The organism is Actinotalea sp., from assembly GCF_041597215.1.
GTDB lineage: Bacteria > Actinomycetota > Actinomycetes > Actinomycetales > Cellulomonadaceae > Actinotalea.
In genome coordinates, this window is the sequence record NZ_JBFHHB010000066.1 from 1 (window position 1) to 13,671 (window position 13,671).

The window sequence follows — 13,671 nt, forward strand, 5'->3', positions numbered from 1 at the left end:
CCCCGAGCGCGTCGAGGACTGGCGGTGCCGCCTCGTCGCGTCGCTCGATCCCGACGGTGAGCTGCGCCTGCGCCGGGAGGCCGTCGGCGACTGACGGTCGCTGCGGTACCCGGCGGGTCAGCTCGTCTCGAGCGCCAGCTGCGGGCGCGCGGCGCGCATGGTCAGCATGCCCCCGGACAGGTTCGCCGAGTCGAAGCCGGCGGCGACCAGGATCCGGTGCGCCAGGTAGGAGCGGAACCCGCTCAGGCAGTGCACGCGCACGGGGCGGCCGGCCGCGGCCGCACGGACCTCGTCGAGGCGACCGCGCAGCTCGGTGTGCGGGATGTTGAGCGCTCCGGGCAGGTGGCCGCGGCGGAACTCGGACGGCGAGCGCACGTCGAGGATCAGCGCCGTGTCGAGCACGGTCTCCAGGTCCCGGGGGTACCAGAGGGTCAGGGTGCCGTCCAGGACGTTCTGGGCGACCATCCCTGCCATGTTCACCGGGTCCTTGGCCGAGCCGTAGGGCGGCGCGTAGGCGAGCTCGAGCTCGGCGAGGTCGTCGACCGTCATGCCTGCGGTCAGCGCGGTGGCGAGCACGTCGATGCGCTTGTCCACGCCTGCCTTGCCGACGGCCTGGGCACCGAGGAGCCGGCCGTCGGGGGCGAAGATCACGGTGAGGTTGATCGTCTCCGCCCCGGGGAAGTAGCCCGCGTGGTGACCGGGGTGCACGTGCACGACGTGGTGCTCGATCCCGGCCCTGGTGAGCTGGAACTGGCTCGCGCCGGTGACAGCGGCGGTCAGGCCGAAGACGCGGACCACGGCGGTCGCGATGACGGGCTTGGCGTGGTTCGCCTCGGTCAGGTGGCCGAGGATCGCGTCGGCCGCCCGGCGGCCCTGGCGGTTGGCCGGGCCGGCGAGCGGCACCGGCCCGACGGCCCCGGTGACGGCCTGGCGGACCGCCGTCGCGTCGCCGACGGCCCAGATCCACGGGTCGGACGTCTGCTGCGTGGTGTCCACGACGATCGAGCCGTTGGGTCCGAGCTCCAGCCCGGCTCCGGCGGCGAGGTGGGTGTCGGGACGCACCCCGACCGACAGCACGACGATGTCGGCCGCCAGCCGCGTGCCGTCGGAGAGACGCACCTCGACGGGGTGGTCGGCGTCGCGGGTCGGGATGATCGCCTCGGCCGCGACACCGACCCGCGTGGTCACCCCGTGCGAGGAGAGCTCGTCGTCCAGCAGGGAGGCGAGCTCGGCGTCGAGCGGCGGGAGGACGTGCGGGGCGAGGTCCACCAGGTCGACGTCGAGCCCGCGCAGGCGCAGCGCCTCGGCCGCCTCGAGGCCGATGAAGCCGGCGCCCAGCACGACGGCGCGGCTGGCGGTGTCGGTGACCAGGGCGCGCAGCGCGTCGGCGTCGGGGACGGTGCGCAGGGTGTGCACCTGGGGCAGGTCGAGCCCGTCGATCGGCGGGCGGATGGCCGTGGCACCCGGGGCGAGGACGAGGGCGTCGTAGTCCATGACGTCCGAGCCCGCGGCGGTCCGGTAGGTGACCTGCTTCGTGTCGGGGTCGATCGAGGTGACCTCGTGCCCGGTACGCACGTCGAGGTTCAACGAGGCGTGCAGCGAGGCGGGGGACTGCAGCAGCAGGGAGGACCGCTCGGGGATCTCCTCGCCGAGGTGGTACGGCAGGCCGCAGTTGGCGAAGGAGACGTAGTCGCTGCGCTCCAGGACGACGATCTCGGCCTTCTCGTCCAGGCGCCGGGCCCGGGCGGCTGCGCTCATTCCTCCGGCGACTCCGCCGACGACGACGATCTTCATCTCAGTCCTCACGCAGTTCTTTATTGGGAACGGGTTTCGTTCTCGTTCTAGCACGGACAGTCGTGGACCGTGCCTCGTGGGGGGGTGCCGGACGGCGGAAGGTGTGTCACGACGCCGTCCTGCGATCCAAGCATACCCCCCGGGGTATGCGGTCGGAGGACTTCGGTCCCGGGCGGCGTGCCGGCCGACGCCTGCGCCGCTGGTGCTGCCGGGCTCAGGAGGCCGGGCGGCGGGCGACGACGACGGTGTCCAGGGCGGGGCGGGGTGCGCCGTCCACGGGGCGTTCGACCACCTCGGCGCGCTCGACCACCAGGCCGGCGGCCGTCAGCGCGCGCGTGATCGGCTCCACGGCGGTCAGCACGTCCGGGTCCTGCGGGCCGCCGTGCCCGTGCTCCAGGTTCGACTCGTCGTGGCCGACGAGCAGGAAGACACCTCCGGGGGCCACGCCCGAGGCCGAGAGCCGCAGCGCGGCCAGGGCGCTCTCGCCGGGAAGGTGCAGGTAGGAGTGCAGGACGAGGTCGTAGGCGAGCGGTTCCGGCCGGGCGACGGTGGCGTCGGCGACCTCCCAGTGCACGGACCCGGGCAGTGCCCCCTCGCCGTCCAGGAGGGCGGTCGACGCGCGGCCCCGGTCGACGGCGGTGGGGGAGAAGTCGAGCGCGTCGACCTGCCAGCCCGCGGCGGCGAGCCACAGGGCGTGCCGCCCGTCCCCTGCGGCGACGTCCCGCGCGCGCCCGGGGGTCAGGCCGGTGACCGCCTCGCGCACGGTCCGGTTCGGCTCGGTTCCCCAGGGGGACCCGGCGGCGTACCGCGCGTCCCAGTGGGTCGCGTCCGCGGGGCTCACGCGAGCGAGAGGAAGAGCTTCTGCAGCTTGGCGCGGTCGACGCCGGCGGCTTCGTCGCCCCGGGTGATGCACTGCTCCAGCCCGGAGGCGATGATCGCGAACCCGGCGCGGTCCAGCGCCTTGGACGCGGCGGAGAGCTGCGTGACGACGTCGGCGCAGTCGGCGCCGGACTCGAGCAGCTTGAGCACGCCGCCGATCTGGCCCTGGGCGCGCCGCAGGCGGTGGATGACGGAGGTCATCTCCTCGGGGTCGAGCTGCATGCCGGTCTCCCTCGGGCGGCCCGTGGCCTCCTCGGCCGACGGGGTGGTCATCGCGTGGTCACCGGACCACCCGACGCGCGCCAGGCGGACATCCCGCCGGACAGGCTGGTGGCCTGGTATCCAGCCGATCGTAGCTGGGCGGCACCCGAGCGCGACCGGGACCCTGAGGCGCACACGACGACGATCGTGCTGTCCTTCGGCAGGCGCCGCGCCTCGTTGGCGAGCTTGCCCAGGGGGATGTGCCGCGCGCGTGGTGCGTGGCCCGACTTCCACTCCGCGGTCTCCCGCACGTCGACGAGGACACCGCCGTCCTCGATGAGGGAGAGTGCACGGTCGACGCGCACGGTCTTCGGCAGGGCGTCGGGGTCGCGTCGCAGGAGACGGTCGAGGAAGGATGCCATGGGTGGAGCATACCCCCAGGGGTATCATCTGCACTACCGTCGGACGATGACCTCCGCACCGCTCGACGAGGCGTGGCTCGCTCGTCTGGTCACGACCGCCCTCGACGAGGACCTCGGCCCGGATCCGGGGCGCGATGTCACCACGCAGTCGACGCTCTCGCCCGAGGCGGAGGCCCGGGCGCACCTCGTCGCACGGGAGTCGGGGGTCGTCGCGGGTCTGGTCGTGCTCGCCCCCGTCCTCGACCAGGTGGCCTCGAGGCTCGGCCTCCCCTCGCCGCAGGTCGAGCTGCGCGCCCAGGACGGGGACGACGTCGAGCCCGGGCAGGTGCTCGCCGTGCTCAGCGGGCGGGTCCAGGTGCTCCTGATCGCCGAGCGCACGATGCTCAACCTCGCGAGCCGTGCCTCGGGGGTCGCCTCGCACACGCGCCGCTGGGCGCGGGCGCTCGCCGGCTCGGGGGCGACGGTCCTGGACACCCGCAAGACGACGCCAGGCCTGCGCGCCCTGGAGAAGTACGCGGTGCGCTGCGGCGGCGGGACGAACAAGCGGATGGGCCTCTACGACGTCGCGATGATCAAGGACAACCATGTCGCTGCGGCGGGCTCCGTCACCGCAGCGGTCCGCGCCGTGCGCGCCCGCTTCCCCGAGGTGACGATCCAGGTCGAGGCGGACACGCTCGCGCAGGCCCTCGAGGCGGTGGACGCCGGGGCCCGGTTCCTCCTGCTGGACAACATGCCGACACCGTTGCTCGCCGAGGTCGTGGCCGCCGTGCGCGCCCGCGAGGAGGAGCACGGGCGGGTCGAGCTCGAGGCCACCGGGAACCTGACCCTCGACCGGGCCGCAGAGGTCGCCGCGACGGGCGTCGACTACCTCTCCGTCGGCGCGTTGACGCACTCCTCGCCGATCCTCGACCTCGCCCTCGACCTCGAGGAGGCGGACGGTGGGCAGGCTCCGCTTGCGCCTGTCGTGCCCCGCTAGACTCCCGCGGTGACCGACGCGACCTCGACGAGCCCCGACGCGACCCAGGCGGACGACCTGCCCGAGCAGCTGCGCGTGCGGCGCGAGAAGCGGGACCGGATCCTCGCCGAGGGCGGGCAGGCCTATCCCGTGGGTGTTCCCGTCTCGCACACGATCGCAGCGGTCCGGGCCGAGCACGCCGACCTCGAGACCGGCCAGGAGACGGACGACGTGGTCGGCGTCGCCGGGCGGGTGATCTTCCTGCGCAACACCGGAAAGCTCTGCTTCGCGAGCATCCAGGACGGCGAGGGGAACCGGCTCCAGGTCATGATCAGCCAGGCCGTCGTCGGGGCGGAGGCTCTCGCGGCCTTCAAGGCGGACGTGGACCTCGGCGACCACCTCTACGCCCACGGGAAGGTGATCAGCTCGCGGCGCGGAGAGCTGAGCGTCTTCGCCGACGACTGGCGCCTCGCGTCCAAGGCCCTGCGCCCCCTGCCGGTCCTGCACAAGGAGCTGACGGAGGAGGGGCGCGTCCGTCAGCGGTACGTCGACCTCATCGTCCGCCCGGCCGCGCGGGACATGGTGCGCATGCGTGCGGCGGTGATGCACTCCCTGCGGGAGAACTTCCATCGGCGCGACTACGTCGAGATCGAGACGCCGATGCTCCAGACGCTGCACGGCGGGGCCTCGGCCCGACCCTTCACGACGCACATGAACGCCTTCGACCTCGACGTCTTCCTGCGGATCGCTCCCGAGCTGTTCCTCAAGCGGGCCGTGGTCGGCGGCGTCGAGCGGGTGTTCGAGATCAACCGGTCCTTCCGCAACGAGGGCGCCGACTCCACCCACTCCCCGGAGTTCGCGACCCTGGAGGCCTACGAGGCCTACGGCGACTACGACACGATGGCCGAGCTCACCCAGAACCTCGTGCAGCGGGCAGCGGAGGACGCCGTCGGCACGACGACGGTCACGCTGGCCGACGGCACGGAGTACGACCTGGGCGGCGAGTGGACGACGCTGAGCCTGTACGACTCCCTCTCGCAGGCGCTGGGCGAGGAGATCACGCCCCAGGAGCCGGTCGACCGCCTGCTCGCGCTGGTCGAACGATTCGACATCCAGGTGGACCCGAGGAAGCAGAACCACGGGAAGCTCGTCGAGGAGCTGTGGGAGCACCATGTCGGCGACCACCTGGTGGCGCCCACCTTCGTCCGGGACTTCCCGGTCGACACGAGCCCGTTGACCCGCGACCATCGCAGCCGTGCCGGGGTCGTGGAGAAGTGGGATCTGTACGTGCGGGGGCTGGAGCTCGCGACGGCGTATTCCGAGCTCGTCGACCCGGTGATCCAGCGCCAGCGTTTCGAGGCGCAGGCGCGACTCGCGGCCGTGGGCGACGACGAGGCGATGAATCTCGACGAGGACTTCCTCGTCGCGATGGAGCACGCCATGCCACCCTCGGGTGGAATGGGCATGGGTATCGACCGGCTGCTCATGGCGTTGACCGGACTGGGCATCCGGGACACGATCCTCTTTCCGCTCGTCAAGCCGCTCGGCTGACGAGTCATGCCGCGCACGCCCGTGCGCGGTCCGCAGGTGCACCGGGAGGAATGGCATGGACAGCGTTCTCGCAGCGCTCGGCGCCCTGGTGCCGCCGGTGGGGGTCGGGCTCGTCTTCTGGCTCGTCCTGAGGTCGATCATCCGGGCCGACCGTGCCGAACGGGCGGCGATCGCCCGGCTGGACGCCGAGGAGGCCGGCCTGGTGCCACCGGCGAGTGGTGAGGCAGGGAACCGGACCGGTGCCGGTCCCGGCGCGGCGACCGCACCGGAGCGGCGCGCCGATTCCTGAGCCGGCTCGTCGCGCGAATCAGGAATCCCTGCATTCCATGACCGACTTCTCGCGGCCCGGAACAATCGATTCGATGCGGAATGGTAGGCGCGCGCTCCCGCGCGCGGGCGAGAGGCGCGGTTCGCCGGCCATGCGGCGAGGCAGAACCGGAAATCCCCAAACAAATGCTGTTCGGCGTGTGCGCATTCCATTGGTCGGCTAGCCTTCTCGGGTCAGCAGGGGCACGCTCCGACACGAGGGAAAGATGATGGCGCAAAAGGTACAGGTCGTGCTCGTCGATGACATCGACGGAGGCGCGGCGGACGAGACGATCACGTTCTCGCTGGACGGGGTCACCTACGAGATCGACCTGAGCTCCGCGCACGCGAACGAGCTCCGGGACGCGATGGCCCGTTGGGTCGGCGCCGGGCGCCGGGTCGGCGGCCGTGCCCAGCGTGCGGCGCGTCGCGGGTCCGCCTCGTCGCGGTCCCGGTCGACCAGCACGCAGATCCGGGACTGGGGCCGCGAGAACGGCTACACCGTGAACGAGCGGGGGCGCATCTCCGCCGAGCTGCGCGAGGCCTACGAGAAGGCCACCGCTCGCTGAGCAGGCAGGCCCGCCGTGATCGGGACGACGAGAGCCCCCCGCGCCTGAGGGGGCGGGGGGCTCTCGTCGTCGCGGCGTGCTCTCCTGCCGAGGTCACGCACCCGGTCGGGGAGCGGTGAGCTCGCGCACCGAGGCGTAGCGCGCGCGCACCTCGGGCGTCGGCGTGGCGCGCCGGAGCACCTCGCCCTCGGCCTGCCACGCGGGAACCGGTGCGGAGGCGTCGACGGACCGCGCGAGCACCCACGCTGCCTGCCGGGCCGCGCCGTCGGCCACGTACTCCCCAGGCTCGGGGACGAGGACGTCGATCCCCAGCACGGCCGGTGCGATCGCCTGCACGGCCTCGGACCGGGCACCGCCGCCGATCAGGCGGACGCGATCGACGGGTACGCCCTGCTCGCGCAGCGCGTCGAGCCCGTCGGCCAGGGCGCACAGCATGCCCTCGACCGCCGCACGGGCCAGGTGGGCGGGCGTCGTGTTCGCCAGGCGCATCCCGTGCAGGGCGCCCGTCGCGTCTGGTCGGTTCGGTGTCCGTTCGCCCTCGAGGTACGGCACCATCACCAGGCCGTCGGCGCCCGCCGGCGCGGAGAGCGCCAGGGACGAGAGCCCCGCGTGGTCGACCCCGAGCAGCCGAGCGGTGACGTCGAGCACCCGGGAGGCGTTCAGCGTGCAGGCCAGCGGGAGGAAGGCGCCGGTCGCGTCGGCGAAGCCCGTGACCATGCCGCTGGCGTCCGTCGTCGGGTGCGGGCTGATCGCCGAGACGACGCCCGAGGTGCCGATCGAGACCGCGACGTCGCCCACGGCCATCCCCAGGCCGAGGGCGGCCGCGGCGTTGTCGCCGGCACCCGCCCCGATCACCAGCGGGCCACCGGGTCGCTCGACCGTGCGTGCCGCCTCGGCGGGTCCGACGACCCTGGGCAGGACCAGGTCCCGCCCGAAGGCGAGGCGAAGCAGGTCGGGACGGTAGTCGTCGGTCGTGGGGGACCAGTAGCCGGTGCCCGAGGCGTCCGAGCGGTCGGTGGTCAGTGCCGTCAGGTCGGGGATCCCGCCCTCGCTCACGGGCCCGAAACCGGCGAGGCGCCAGGTGAGCCAGTCGTGGGGGAGCGCGACGGCTGCGACGCGGGCCGCCCGCTCGGGTTCGTGGTCGCGCAGCCAGCGGAGCTTCGTGACGGTGAAGCTCGCCACCGGGACGGAGCCGATCGCCTCTGCCCACGCGGCGGCGCCCGCGACGGGATCGCCCTGACCGAGCTCGACGACGAGATCGGCCGCTGCGGCGGCGGAGCGGGTGTCGTTCCAGAGCAGGGCGTCACGCACCACGGCGCCGTCGGCGTCGAGGGCGACCATCCCGTGCTGCTGCCCGCCGACGGCGACCGCTGCGACGTCGTCCAGCCCGCCCGCCTGGAGCAGTGCCTCGGTCAACGCCGTCCACCAGTGGCGGGGGTCGACCTCCGTGCCGTCGGGGTGGGTTGCGCGGCCGCTGCGCACGAGCGCACCGGTCGCGGCGTCCTTGATCACGACCTTGCAGGACTGGGTGGACGAGTCCACCCCGGCGACGAGCGTCATCGCTCCTCCTCGTTCGGTAGGTGTGACGTCGGCCGGGCCCCCGGAAGGGGCCCGGCCGAGATCAGGGCTGGATCAGCGGGCGCCGAGCGCGTGCTCGAGGGCCAGCTGGTTGAGGCGGACGAAGCCGAACCCGCGGGCCGCGACGGCGTCGACGTCGAGGTCCTCGAAGGCCGAGGCGTCGGCGAGCAGGTCGGTCAGCGTCTCGCCCTCGGCCAGGGTCGGCACGGCGAGCTCGAAGACACCGGACTCCTCGAGCGCCGCCTGGACCTCGGGGTCGGCCCGGAACGCCAGCGCACGCTCCTTGAGCAGGATGTAGGTCGCCATGTTCGCGGCGGCCGACTCCCAGACGCCCTGCATCGACTCGGTGCGCGAGGGCTTGTAGTCGAAGTGACGCGGGCCGTCGTAGCGCGGGCCGCCGCTCGGGAAGCCGTTCTCGATCAGGTCGACGGTGGCGAACGCGGAGAACAGGTCACCGTGGCCGAAGACGAGGTCCTGGTCGTACTTGATGGAGCGCTGGCCGTTGAGGTCGATGTGGAAGAGCTTGTCGGCCCACAGCGCCTGCGCGATGCCCGAGGTGTAGTTCAGGCCCGCCATCTGCTCGTGGCCGGTCTCCGGGTTGAGGCCGACGATGTCGCCGTGCTCGAGCTTCGCGATGAAGCCAAGAGCGTGGCCGACCGTCGGGAGCAGGATGTCGCCCCGGGGCTCGTTCGGCTTCGGCTCGATCGCGATGCGCAGGCCGTAGCCCTTCTCCTTGATGTAGGCGGCGACGGTGTCGATGCCCTCGGCGTAGCGGTCGTGCGCGGCCTTGAGGTCCTTGGCGCTGTCGTACTCGGCGCCCTCGCGCCCGCCCCACATGACGAAGGTGTCCGCGCCGAGCTCGGCGGCGAGGTCGACGTTGCGGACGACCTTGCGCAGGCCGAAGCGGCGCACCGCGCGGTCGTTCGAGGTGAACGCGCCGTCCTTGAAGATCGGGTGGCTGAAGGTGTTGGTCGTCACCATCTCGACCGTGATGCCGGTCTCGGCCAGCGCGCGCTTGAAGCGGTCGAGGATGCGGTCCCGCTCGGCGGAGTCGGAGCCGAAGGGGACGACGTCGTCGTCGTGGAACGTCACGTGCGAGGCGCCGAGCTCGGCCAGGCGGTGGACGGACTCGACGGGGTCGAGGGCCGGGCGGCTCGCGGCGCCGAACTGGTCCTGGGCGTTCCATCCGACGGTCCACAGACCGAAGGAGAACTTGTCCTCGGGGGTAGGGGTGCGCACCATTGCTGCTCTCCGATCGAAGTTTGTTGTACGGCTGAACATATAGCCGGGTCGCGCTAGGGTCAAGCCATGTCGACCGAGTCCCCAGAAGAGCGGCGGGGGAGCGCGCGCGCCCGCCGCCGGAGCGCCGGGTCGCTGCGGGTCCCGGGTGGCCAGGAGCGCGCCGCGCGCCAGGGCAGCCTGCGCGAGCACAACCTGAGCCTCGTCCTCGCCGAGGTGATGGATGCGCCGCGACCGGTCTCCCGGGCGGACGTGTCCGTGGCCACCGGCCTGACCAGGGCGACGGTCTCCGCACTTGTCGACCGCCTGCTCACCGCCGGCCTGGTGGCTGAGCTCGAGCCGGTGGCGGCTCAGCGGGCGGGGCGGCCGGCGGTTCCCCTCGTCCCGGCCCCGCGCAGCGTCGCTGCCGTCGGGATGGAGGTCAACGTCGACTACCTCGGTGTCCGTGCCGTCGACCTGGCAGGCGGGGTCATCAGCGAGCGGATCGAGCGTGGCGACTTCCGGGGGAGCGATCCCGAGTCGGTCCTCGACCGGCTCGCCGAGCTCGCCGGCGGGGTCCTGGCCCTGCTCAGCTCCTCCGGGATGCGGATCGCCGGGACCGCGCTCGCCCTGCCCGGTCTGGTGGACCGGGTCACCGGGCCGCTGCGGCTGGCCCCGAACCTCGGCTGGCGTGACGTCGACGTCGTGGCCCTGATGACCCGGCACCCCGTGCTCGCAGGGCTCCCGCCGCGGCTCGCGAACGAGGCGAACCTGGCCGCGCGCGCCGAAGCGCACGCACGTCGAGGGGCGGCCGGCGAGAGCTTCCTGTACGTCTCGGGTGAGATCGGGATCGGCGGCGCCATCGTCCTGGACGGGGAGATCTTCGCCGGCCGGCACGGGTGGAGCGGGGAGATCGGTCATATCGTCCTCGGCTCGACGGGGTCGTTCGACGAGGGCGGCACCCTGGAGCGCTATGCCGGTCAGGACGCGCTGATGGACGGTGCCGGGATCCCGCGGGAGCTCGGCCTCCGCGCCCTGGTCGCGGCGGCCGACGCGGGAGAGCCTGCGGCGACCGCCACCCTGGCCCGCGCGGGGCAGGCTCTCGGCCTCGCCCTGGCGAACGTCGTCAACGTGGTCGACGTCGCGGAGATCGTCCTCGGTGGCACCTACCACCGGCTGATCGAGCACCTGCGCGAGCCGATGCTCGCGCAGCTCGAGCGGCGCGTCCTGGCCGCCCCGTGGAGCCGGATCTCGGTGAGCGCCGCCCAGGCGGGTGACTACCCGGCGATGACCGGGGGAGCCATCGCCGTGCTCCGCCTGCTCGTCGCGGACCCCTCGGCCTGGGCAGCAGGTCCGCTGGACGAGTCCGCCGAGTAGGCCCTTCCGGCCGACCGGGACCACGGTCCCACTGCCCGTCAGGGTGCCGTGTGCCTGCGGCGCCCGTGACGACATCGTGATGGTTCGACGGGTGAACGCGCTTGCGTTCTCGCTCGCGGCCTGTATAAGTTCACCTGGTCAACTAATGAGGGGCTCGACGATGTGACCCCGAAGACGACAGTCAAGAGCCGCGTCTCGGGTGCAAGCACGACCTCGTCGTCGACCCGCTCGTCGCCTTCGTCGCCAAGCTCACGCTCTTCTCGGCGATCATCGCCGCGTTCGCGTGGATCCTCGCCGGCAGCAAGGGCGGTGCGCCGATCGTGCTGCTCATCGTGGGGGTCCTCGTGGTCGCGTACTCCTTCGTCATGGGCAAGACGGTCTTCGGCCGCCACATCTACGCGATCGGCGGGAACCTCCACGCGGCGATCCTCTCCGGCGTGGACACCAGGAAGGTCAACTTCTGGGTGTTCGTCAACATCGGCGCTCTCGCCGGTGTGGCAGGTGTGGTCACCACCTCCCGCGCGGGTGCTCCATCACCGCGTCGGGGCAGAACTACGAGCTCGACGCCATCGCCGCCTGCTTCATCGGTGGGACGGCCGTCACCGGCGGTATCGGCCGCGTCCCCGGCGCGATGGTCGGCGCGCTCATCATGGGCGTCCTCAACATGGGCCTGTCCATCATGAGCGTGGACGCCGCGTGGCAGGCCGGCCGCACCTGCCTCCGCCCCCGGACCTGCCTCCGACCCCGGACCTGCCTCCGCCCCCGGACGCGTCGCGCAGCAGTGGCGCGAGTCGCCGATACTGGTCGGCGGCGCCCGGCCGGCGGTGCGCGAGGAAGGACGGCGATGGGCCTGCGGATCGCGATGCTGTGCGTGCACACGTCTCCGCTGGACCAGCCGGGGACCGGTGACGCCGGCGGGATGAACGTCTACGTCACCGAGCTCGCGAGCGCCCTGGCGGCGCAGGACGCCCAGGTGGAGATCTTCACGCGGTCGACGAGCTCGCTGCTTCCCGACGTCGTGGAGATGACCCCCGGCGTCCTGGTGCGGCACATCCCCGCCGGGCCCTACGAAGGTCTCGACAAGAACGAGCTGCCCGGCCAGCTGTGCGCCTTCACCTCCGGCGTGCTGCGCACCGAGGCGGGGCGGGCTCCGGGCTGGTACGACGCGATCCACTCGCACTACTGGCTCTCCGGCCAGGTCGGCTGGCTCGCGGCCGACCGGTGGGACGTCCCGCTCGTGCACACGATGCACACGATGGCGAAGGTGAAGAACGCGACGCTCGGACCGGGGGACGAGCCCGAGCCGCGTGGGCGCCTGATCGGCGAGGACCAGGTCGTCGCGGCGGCCGACGCACTCGTCGCGAGCACGGCGGAGGAGGCCTCCGACCTCATCGACCTCTACGACGCCGACCCCGACGGGGTGCACGTCGTCGCCCCGGGGGTCGACCTGGACCTGTTCCACCCGGACACCGCTGTGCTGGACGGCGCAGGGCTGGCTGCCGCGCAGCGCAGGGCGCGGCTGTCCCTCGGCCTCCCGCCCGAGGAGCCCATCGTCCTGTTCGCCGGCCGGATCCAGCCGCTCAAGGCGCCCGACGTCCTGGTGCACGCCCTGGCGGAGATCAGGGACCGCGGGGACCGGGTGCCGATGCTCGTGGTCCTCGGCGGTTCCAGCGGACGGCTCTCCTCCGCGCAGGAGCTCCAGGACCTCGCCGCCGGGCTCGGCCTGTCCGACCGGCTGCTGCTGCGCCCGCCCGTGCCCCGTGCGGAGCTGGCCGCGTGGTTCCGCGCGGCCGACCTCGTCGCGATGCCCTCGCGCAGCGAGTCCTTCGGGCTGGTCGCGGCAGAGGCGCAGGCCTGCGGGACGCCGGTGGTCGCCACCGGGGTCGGCGGGCTGCGGACGGTCGTGGCCGACGGTCGGTCCGGAGTGCTCGTCCGTGGTCACGACCCGCGGCTGTGGGCGGGCGCGCTCACCGGGCTGCTCCGCGACGACGAGCGACGCCACGCCCTCGGCGCGGGAGCGCGGCGCCACGCGGAGCAGATGGGCTGGGACGCCGCGGCCTCGGCGATGCTCAAGGTGTACGAGATGGCGCGCGAGCGGCGCTGAGCCGCACCGGTCGAGCGATCGGCCGCGCCGACCGGCCCGGCCGGTCTCCCGGCCCCGCGGACCGCGCAGCTCCCCTCGCGGGCCCGAGGTCCCCCGGCCCCCGGCGCCCGGATGCGGCAGGATGGACCCATGGCCTACACCCTTGTGCTGCTCCGCCACGGCGAGAGCGAGTGGAACGCGAAGAACCTGTTCACCGGCTGGGTGGATGTCGCCCTGTCCGAGAAGGGCATCGAGGAGGCGAAGCGGGGCGGGACCCTGCTGACCGACGCGGGCGTGCTGCCCGATGTCGTGCACACCTCGCTGCTGCGCCGCGCGATCACCACGGCGAACCTCGCCCTGGACGCGGCGGACCGCCACTGGATCCCCGTCAAGCGCAACTGGCGCCTCAACGAGCGTCACTACGGCGCACTCCAGGGCAAGGACAAGAAGCAGACGCTCGCCGAGTTCGGTGAGGAGCAGTTCATGCTCTGGCGTCGCTCCTACGACGTCCCGCCGCCCGACGTCGAGCTCGGCTCGGAGTTCTCCCAGGACGCCGACCCGCGCTACGCCGACGCGCCCGTCGTCCTCGCCGAGTGTCTCAAGGACGTGCTCGAGCGCGCCCTTCCGTACTGGACCAGCGACATCGTGCCGGACCTCCAGGCCGGCAAGACCGTCCTGGTGGCCGCGCACGGCAACTCGATCCGCGCCATCGTGAAGTACCTCGACGACATCGACGAC

At 72.8% G+C, this 13,671-nt stretch carries 14 protein-coding genes; 8 read left to right on the forward strand and 6 right to left on the reverse strand.

Translation table 11 applies throughout. The features are described 5' to 3' along the window. Nucleotides 1-117: 117 nt before the first annotated feature. From ABWK99_RS06585 to ABWK99_RS06600, 4 genes are all read right to left on the reverse strand, one after another. Nucleotides 118-1,794 carry an FAD-dependent oxidoreductase gene (locus tag ABWK99_RS06585; RefSeq protein WP_372593906.1) on the reverse strand — a complete coding sequence of 559 codons (1,677 nt, stop codon included), beginning with the start codon at nucleotides 1,792-1,794 and terminating at the stop codon, nucleotides 118-120. A gap of 214 nt (nucleotides 1,795-2,008) precedes the next feature. Beyond that, on the reverse strand, nucleotides 2,009-2,635 hold the full coding sequence (locus ABWK99_RS06590; protein ID WP_372593907.1) for a class I SAM-dependent methyltransferase: 627 nt from the start codon (nucleotides 2,633-2,635) through the stop codon (nucleotides 2,009-2,011). Then, on the reverse strand, nucleotides 2,632-2,895 hold the full coding sequence (locus ABWK99_RS06595) for a metal-sensitive transcriptional regulator (RefSeq protein WP_372593919.1): 264 nt from the start codon (nucleotides 2,893-2,895) through the stop codon (nucleotides 2,632-2,634). The genes ABWK99_RS06590 and ABWK99_RS06595 overlap by 4 nt, the downstream gene beginning before the upstream one ends. A 47-nt stretch (nucleotides 2,896-2,942) precedes the next feature. Continuing rightward, a complete protein-coding gene (locus ABWK99_RS06600) occupies nucleotides 2,943-3,296 on the reverse strand; it encodes a rhodanese-like domain-containing protein (protein ID WP_372593908.1) in 354 nt (117 codons plus the stop codon). Between the two features lie 46 nt (nucleotides 3,297-3,342). On the opposite strand from ABWK99_RS06600, the gene nadC reads away from it, so the two are divergent. The 4 genes from nadC to ABWK99_RS06620 all read left to right on the forward strand — a co-directional run bounded on the left by nadC (nucleotide 3,343) and on the right by ABWK99_RS06620 (nucleotide 6,677). Next, complete coding sequence (nadC, locus tag ABWK99_RS06605; protein WP_372593909.1) at nucleotides 3,343-4,272, forward strand: carboxylating nicotinate-nucleotide diphosphorylase; 930 nt, start codon at nucleotides 3,343-3,345, stop codon at nucleotides 4,270-4,272. 9 nt (nucleotides 4,273-4,281) lie between these two features. Beyond that, nucleotides 4,282-5,802, forward strand: a complete 1,521-nt coding sequence (lysS, locus tag ABWK99_RS06610) for a lysine--tRNA ligase (protein ID WP_372593910.1) — start codon at nucleotides 4,282-4,284, stop codon at nucleotides 5,800-5,802. A gap of 55 nt (nucleotides 5,803-5,857) precedes the next feature. Beyond that, nucleotides 5,858-6,091, forward strand: a complete 234-nt coding sequence (locus ABWK99_RS06615; RefSeq protein ID WP_372593911.1) for a hypothetical protein — start codon at nucleotides 5,858-5,860, stop codon at nucleotides 6,089-6,091. A 247-nt stretch (nucleotides 6,092-6,338) separates the two neighbouring features. Further along, nucleotides 6,339-6,677 carry an Lsr2 family protein gene (locus ABWK99_RS06620; protein WP_372593912.1) on the forward strand — a complete coding sequence of 113 codons (339 nt, stop codon included), beginning with the start codon at nucleotides 6,339-6,341 and terminating at the stop codon, nucleotides 6,675-6,677. A 93-nt stretch (nucleotides 6,678-6,770) separates the two neighbouring features. Here the strand turns inward: ABWK99_RS06620 and xylB are convergent, their stop codons facing one another. Together xylB and xylA are read right to left on the reverse strand one after the other, a co-directional pair. Beyond that, nucleotides 6,771-8,237 carry a xylulokinase gene (gene xylB / locus ABWK99_RS06625; RefSeq protein WP_372593913.1) on the reverse strand — a complete coding sequence of 489 codons (1,467 nt, stop codon included), beginning with the start codon at nucleotides 8,235-8,237 and terminating at the stop codon, nucleotides 6,771-6,773. Between the two features lie 72 nt (nucleotides 8,238-8,309). Continuing rightward, nucleotides 8,310-9,497 (reverse strand): xylose isomerase, encoded by a 1,188-nt coding sequence (gene xylA / locus ABWK99_RS06630; RefSeq protein WP_372593914.1) that lies wholly within the window; start codon nucleotides 9,495-9,497, stop codon nucleotides 8,310-8,312. Between the two features lie 66 nt (nucleotides 9,498-9,563). On the opposite strand from xylA, the gene ABWK99_RS06635 reads away from it, so the two are divergent. The 4 genes from ABWK99_RS06635 to ABWK99_RS06650 form a co-directional block, all read left to right on the forward strand. Further along, complete coding sequence (locus ABWK99_RS06635) at nucleotides 9,564-10,850, forward strand: ROK family protein (protein ID WP_372593915.1); 1,287 nt, start codon at nucleotides 9,564-9,566, stop codon at nucleotides 10,848-10,850. 320 nt (nucleotides 10,851-11,170) lie between these two features. Next, on the forward strand, nucleotides 11,171-11,533 hold the full coding sequence (locus ABWK99_RS06640) for a hypothetical protein (RefSeq protein WP_372593916.1): 363 nt from the start codon (nucleotides 11,171-11,173) through the stop codon (nucleotides 11,531-11,533). Between the two features lie 161 nt (nucleotides 11,534-11,694). Beyond that, the gene (mshA, locus tag ABWK99_RS06645) at nucleotides 11,695-12,954 is read left to right on the forward strand and encodes a D-inositol-3-phosphate glycosyltransferase (RefSeq protein WP_372593917.1); all 1,260 of its coding nucleotides are present in this window, start codon (nucleotides 11,695-11,697) and stop codon (nucleotides 12,952-12,954) included. A gap of 129 nt (nucleotides 12,955-13,083) precedes the next feature. Beyond that, on the forward strand, nucleotides 13,084-13,671 hold a 588-nt coding region (locus ABWK99_RS06650), incomplete at its 3' end, for a 2,3-bisphosphoglycerate-dependent phosphoglycerate mutase (RefSeq protein ID WP_372593918.1).

Coding starts and splice junctions, on each gene's coding strand:
- nadC (WP_372593909.1), top strand. CDS start 3,343: ATGACCTCCGCACCGCTCGACGAGGCGTGGCTCGCTCGTCTGGTCACG.
- ABWK99_RS06595 (WP_372593919.1), bottom strand. CDS start 2,895: ATGCAGCTCGACCCCGAGGAGATGACCTCCGTCATCCACCGCCTGCGG.
- ABWK99_RS06620 (WP_372593912.1), top strand. CDS start 6,339: ATGGCGCAAAAGGTACAGGTCGTGCTCGTCGATGACATCGACGGAGGC.
- ABWK99_RS06600 (WP_372593908.1), bottom strand. CDS start 3,296: ATGGCATCCTTCCTCGACCGTCTCCTGCGACGCGACCCCGACGCCCTG.
- ABWK99_RS06585 (WP_372593906.1), bottom strand. CDS start 1,794: ATGAAGATCGTCGTCGTCGGCGGAGTCGCCGGAGGAATGAGCGCAGCC.
- ABWK99_RS06615 (WP_372593911.1), top strand. CDS start 5,858: ATGGACAGCGTTCTCGCAGCGCTCGGCGCCCTGGTGCCGCCGGTGGGG.
- xylB (WP_372593913.1), bottom strand. CDS start 8,237: ATGACGCTCGTCGCCGGGGTGGACTCGTCCACCCAGTCCTGCAAGGTC.
- mshA (WP_372593917.1), top strand. CDS start 11,695: ATGGGCCTGCGGATCGCGATGCTGTGCGTGCACACGTCTCCGCTGGAC.
- xylA (WP_372593914.1), bottom strand. CDS start 9,497: ATGGTGCGCACCCCTACCCCCGAGGACAAGTTCTCCTTCGGTCTGTGG.
- ABWK99_RS06635 (WP_372593915.1), top strand. CDS start 9,564: ATGTCGACCGAGTCCCCAGAAGAGCGGCGGGGGAGCGCGCGCGCCCGC.